The organism is Bacillus sp. FJAT-29790 (genome assembly GCF_019039215.1).
GTDB lineage: Bacteria > Bacillota > Bacilli > Bacillales > Cytobacillaceae > Cytobacillus.
In genome coordinates this window covers 1,086,781-1,091,813 of record NZ_JAHNZZ010000001.1, presented here as the reverse complement: position 1 = coordinate 1,091,813, position 5,033 = coordinate 1,086,781, and the positions used below count along the sequence as shown (strand labels likewise).

5 protein-coding genes are annotated in these 5,033 nt (G+C 41.1%); 1 reads left to right on the top strand and 4 read right to left on the bottom strand.

What is annotated here, in order from left to right:
• Window positions 1-201: 201 nt before the first annotated feature.
• The 4 genes from BGM26_RS05130 to BGM26_RS21395 form a co-directional block, all read right to left on the bottom strand.
• The gene (locus tag BGM26_RS05130; RefSeq protein WP_217038642.1) at window positions 202-609 is read right to left on the bottom strand and encodes a nitrate reductase cytochrome c-type subunit; all 408 of its coding nucleotides are present in this window, start codon (window positions 607-609) and stop codon (window positions 202-204) included.
• Between the two features lie 16 nt (window positions 610-625).
• Window positions 626-3,166 carry a nitrate reductase catalytic subunit NapA gene (napA, locus tag BGM26_RS05125; protein WP_217038641.1) on the bottom strand — a complete coding sequence of 847 codons (2,541 nt, stop codon included), beginning with the start codon at window positions 3,164-3,166 and terminating at the stop codon, window positions 626-628.
• A 154-nt stretch (window positions 3,167-3,320) separates the two neighbouring features.
• Entirely contained in the window at window positions 3,321-3,584 is a 264-nt protein-coding gene (locus BGM26_RS21400; protein ID WP_254119028.1) for a 4Fe-4S binding protein, read from the bottom strand.
• Window positions 3,585-3,637: 53 nt separating this feature from the next.
• Window positions 3,638-3,916, bottom strand: a complete 279-nt coding sequence (locus BGM26_RS21395; RefSeq protein WP_254119026.1) for a 4Fe-4S binding protein — start codon at window positions 3,914-3,916, stop codon at window positions 3,638-3,640.
• A gap of 355 nt (window positions 3,917-4,271) precedes the next feature.
• Here BGM26_RS21395 and BGM26_RS05115 point away from each other — a divergent pair, with 355 nt between their 5' ends.
• Window positions 4,272-4,967 carry a Crp/Fnr family transcriptional regulator gene (locus tag BGM26_RS05115; protein ID WP_217038640.1) on the top strand — a complete coding sequence of 232 codons (696 nt, stop codon included), beginning with the start codon at window positions 4,272-4,274 and terminating at the stop codon, window positions 4,965-4,967.
• Window positions 4,968-5,033 lie beyond the last annotated feature (66 nt).

Sequence of the window (5,033 nt, the reverse complement as noted above, 5' to 3'; positions counted from 1 at the left end):
GCCCACGCACGAAGGAAAAGCGATAGCATTTTCGAGGAGTCAAGTGCCCTCCGCTCCAATCAGCTCAGATTATTAAATAAAAATCACATTAATAAAGCAACAAACTTTACGAAAACAACCTTTCTTAAAAGAAACAAATTTACAATTTCAAAAACTTGTCGATTAAAAAATAGATTTCGTTATCTCTAAGCTACCAATCTTCTATTCTTCGTCATTAAAAGCTGTCTTGGTATCATTTTGCGTTGCATGGCATTGCTGGCAATTATCTCTGAAAATCGTCCCTTTAATATCGTCATCATAATAATGATTTGTCGGCGGTGTCGGGGCGCCTGTAGCTGGTACCGCATGGCATGACATACAGCTTTCGTGGTGCAAATCTGGATTCCAGCGATCGATATGATCCGCAGGCTGCATCGGAGGGGCGCCAAGAAGGACCATTGTACCTGATTCTTCCCTGCCATCTGCCGTTAACTGTGGAATGACTGTGTTTGCTTGTACTGCAGGAACTTCTGAACTGGCTTTTTCCGTAGAACCTAGTTTCTGGGTGCCAATAGCTACTGCGACAACGAGCATAAAGGCGACGACAAATAATATTTCTTTTCTTTTCATGGTTCCACCTCCATCCTTATGCTTTCACGATTTTAACTGCACATTTTTTATAATCAGGTTGCTTCGAGATCGGGCAATAACAATCTAAAGTGACAAGATTGATTAATGTTTCCTCCGCGAAGAAAGGCACGTATACTAATCCTTTAGGTGGGTTTCCTCTACCTTTCGTTGTGGCTTTTACCTCTACCTCTCCGCGCCTAGAGATGACTTTCACCATATCTCCGTTCTGAATTCCCATTGCTTCAGCATCTTCTGGATGAATTTCACATAAGGCTTCTGGTACAGCCCGATGTAGCTCTGGCACACGCCTTGTCATAGAGCCGCTATGCCAGTGCTCCAGCACGCGCCCGGTACATAGCCAGAAAGGATATTCCTTATCCGGTATTTCTGCTGCATCTTCAAACGGTCTAAAAATGACACTTGGACGATGATCATTTGATTTATAGAAGTCAATATCCTTATACTTTCCAACTGTTCCAAATTCCTCAACACCATACTGATCATATCCTTCTTCCTGTTTTCCATGGACATACCGCCAATTTGTTTCCAGCCATTCGCCATTCACCTCACGGACCGGCCAGCAGATTCCATGCTGTTTAAAATATTCCTCATATGGTGCCATTTGCTTTGCCTTCAGTTTCAGCTTTTTGCCTAATTCTTGAATTTCTTTATTATCGCTCTCATGTGGATTTGTGAATGAGCGATACTCTGCCCAAAGGCGACTGTTTACTTCATGGCCATCTTCAAGCAGGTCGTTCTTATCATAATCCCAAATTTCGCCAAAAAGGACATCGAATGCAGGCTTATCGCCAATTTTCTTGCCATCAAGGACCCTCTTTGCTACTTGGACAAGTGTCCAGATATCCCATTTCGCTTCACCTGGCGGCTCGGTGCATTTTTCGAATACAGATGTACGTCTTTCAGCATTACCAAACTGACCTTCCCGTTCGACCCACATTGCCGCAGGGAAAACAACATCCGCCATTTCTGTTGATTTTGTTGGGTATACTTCGGAAACGACGATAAATCCGTCAAGAACACCTTTTCCATCAGCATCATGCCCCCTATAACGGTTGAGCTTCGGCATCGTTTGCCCCCAGTTATTGGACATACTCCATAGGAATTTTACATTTCCCTTTCCTAACTCTCTGAACATTTTAACCGTATGGAATCCAGGTTTTTCAATCGGGTCTAGATACCCTTTAGGCAGATTCCAAATCAACTCAGTATATTGACGATGTTCCGGGTTACTAACGACCATATCAGATGGGAGTCTGTGGGAGAAAACCCCTACTTCCCTTGCAGTACCGCATGCACTTGGCTGACCTGTCAATGAAAATGGACCGTTTCCAGGCTTGCTGATTTTTCCGGTCAATAAATGAATATTATAAACAAGGTTATTAATCCATGTTCCACGTGTATGCTGGTTCATTCCCATTGTCCAAAGAGACATGATCTTTTTATCAGGATCTCCGAACTCTTTTGCCAATGCCTCTATGTCCGCCGCTGGGACACCAGAAATTTCCGCTGCCTTTTCAAGCGTATATTCACTGACGCTTTTTGCGAAATCCTCAAACGTGATATCCCAAACCTGATCAGCATCTTTCCCTTCTTTTACATCATAATCATCGTTAAAAGAGTGACCAAGATTCTCTGGTCCGGCTTTAAATTGGAGATGTTCATCAATGAACTTTTGATCATATAATTTATTTTGAATGAGATAGTTGGCGATCGCATTAGCGATTGCTAAATCCGATTGCGGTCTAAATATCAATACAGAATCGGCTGTTTCAGAAGTTCGTGAATGCCGGGTTGTTAAATCATAGTGTTTAACGCTTGGGTTTCCGAGTTTTCTTGCTGTTATCCGGGAATATAATACCGGATGCATCTCAGCCATATTGGCTCCCCATGTAATAAAGACATCTGCTGCATCTAAATCCTTATAGGAGCCCATTGGTTCGTCAGATTGAAAAGTAGACATGAATCCAGTTACAGCACTCGCCATACAAAGTCTTGCATTAGGGTCAATATTATTGTTTAATAGACCCGCTTTCCATAGTTTTACAGAGACATAACCATCCATTATCGTTTGTTGGCCTGAACCCCAAAATGCAACTGATTTAGGATCTTTTTCTTGATGTTCCTTCAATTTGCTAGCAACTAGATCTAATGCTTCTTCCCATGATGCTTCTCTGAAACCTTCCATCGTGCCCTTTTTGGACTTATCTTCACGGATTAGCGGTTTCGTTAAGCGGTCCTTACCGAATAGGATTTTTCCAACATAAAAACCTTTAATGCAGTTAAGTCCTCTGCTAGATCGGTTATCAGGATCTCCCTTAGTTGCGACTACTTTTCCGTCCTTAATTCCGACTAAAACGCCGCAGCCCGTACCGCAAAATCGGCAAACGGTTGATTTCCATTCATCTGGCTCTGTTGTTTCTACTGCTGTCGCTACATTCGTCGCAGCTGGATTTGCTTCTTTCTTTTTACAGCCAGCAACGGCCATTGTCATGGATATGGCTGTTGATTTAAGCAAGGTTCTTCTTGTCAATTCCATCGCATATTTTCCCCCTTATAAGTGAAGAAATTATTTATATTTATTTAAAGTGGCTTGAAGGCTAGGATGAAGAAATAATTGCCAAATTTTATTGCTTCAGCCACTAAAAATCACTAAATCAAATTCGCCTTGGCGTATTTGCGCCAAGATTAAGTTAAAATAAACCTTTTATTTCTCTTGGCTTGACTCGAATTGCGAGAGGATTATCTACTACGCATCTCTCTTCACAAATCCCGCAGCCTACGCATTTTTCTTTATCAATAACAGGTGCAAATACGGCATGGGTAGGGTCATCTGGTTTTATGTAAATATTTAACTTGATCGCTTCATCTATGAGCGGGCATTCACGGTAACAAACCTCGCAGCGCATCCCTTTATAAGCAATACATGCTTCTGTGTCGATGACGGCTGTGCCCATTTCAACATCATAAACATTCTTAATCCCCGATAAAGCCTCGGTGGGACATACACTTACACAAGGAAAGTCGGCGCAAAGCTTACAGGCGTTTCCCTTGCATCAATAAAAGGTGTGCCAATACCAATCCCATGATTTTCTGTTCCCATTTTAATTGAATCATATGGACAAACCTGATTGCATTTCCCGCATCTGACACAAAGGGCGAGAAATTCATCCTCGTCAGCTGCTCCAGGCGGACGTAAAACAGTTTTATTTCCTGCCTTCATCATGCCAAGAAGCTCATAGGCAGCAATTCCACCAATTAATAATTTAAAAAAGCCTGCTCTCTTCATTCCGTTCCCTCCCTTCCTGTGTATTTCGTCCTTTAACGAAATGCATGACGCTTTTCGCATGAATCAGCCATACTACTTGAAAATTATATCTTCATAGTATTCTTAACCTACTGCCAATTCTGTGACCAATTCCACAGAACACAGAACGTTCACATTTTTATAAAGTAGGAGCAAACGTTGATTTAACAACGGAATCTAATAAAATTTCCGCTGATTTCAAATGCGAATGTCATTATTCAGACATAAAATGGCGATATTTTCATGTTCTTATGTATTAAATTGAGAAATATCACAAATATTTTTATATATTCAACTAGATGTAGATTATAAGTGATAGAAGGTGAGAAAATTGGAAATGACAAAGGGTGAGGGAAATCCTCCCTATGAATTAGAGGAATTATTGCAAGTGGCGGACCGCAATATTGAAATCAAAAAAGGAAGTTATTTATTTCAAGAGGGACAGCCAGCAAAGGAAATGTATATTATTTTATCCGGGAAAGTCCAAATTTCGAAAATGAATGCGGAAGGCAGTGAACTTTGCTTACGGTTATGTCAACGCAACGACATCGTTGGGGAATTAACGCTTTTTACGCAGCTGCCAAAATATATCTTTAATGCGAAGGTAATCGAAGATGGCGAAGTAGCGGCCATTCGTATTCCAGAGCTCGAGGCAGCTTTTTTTAAAAACAGTAAGCTCGCCTATGAATTCTTAAAGTGGATGAACGATCATATTCGGAGAACAATGACAAAATTTAGAGATCTTGTATTGCATGGAAAAAAGGGCGCATTATACTCAACACTTATCCGGCTTTCAAATAGCTATGGAATCGTCAAGGATGATGGAATCCATATCACGATCTCACTTACCAATCAGGACCTGGCCAATTTTTGCGGCACAGCAAGGGAAAGCGTCAGCAGAATGCTCACCGAACTGCGGGCTAAAGGAATTATATCTATAACGAGGAAGAGATTTATTATTCATGATATTCACTATTTGAAGGATGAAATAGATTGTGAGAATTGCCCTGTTGAATATTGTAATATTGATTAAAGATGGGGCTGTCTAATAAGTCCCTAAAATAAAACAGGTGGAGAAAAACGAGTCGTTTTTCTCCAC

What these genes read in the sequence shown, in the direction of transcription:
- BGM26_RS05130 (WP_217038642.1), bottom strand. Translation starts at nt 609, where the DNA reads ATGAAAAGAAAAGAAATATTATTTGTCGTCGCCTTTATGCTCGTTGTC.
- napA (WP_217038641.1), bottom strand. Translation starts at nt 3,166, where the DNA reads ATGGAATTGACAAGAAGAACCTTGCTTAAATCAACAGCCATATCCATG.
- BGM26_RS21400 (WP_254119028.1), bottom strand. Translation starts at nt 3,584, where the DNA reads ATGGGCACAGCCGTCATCGACACAGAAGCATGTATTGCTTATAAAGGG.
- BGM26_RS21395 (WP_254119026.1), bottom strand. Translation starts at nt 3,916, where the DNA reads ATGAAGAGAGCAGGCTTTTTTAAATTATTAATTGGTGGAATTGCTGCC.
- BGM26_RS05115 (WP_217038640.1), top strand. Translation starts at nt 4,272, where the DNA reads ATGACAAAGGGTGAGGGAAATCCTCCCTATGAATTAGAGGAATTATTG.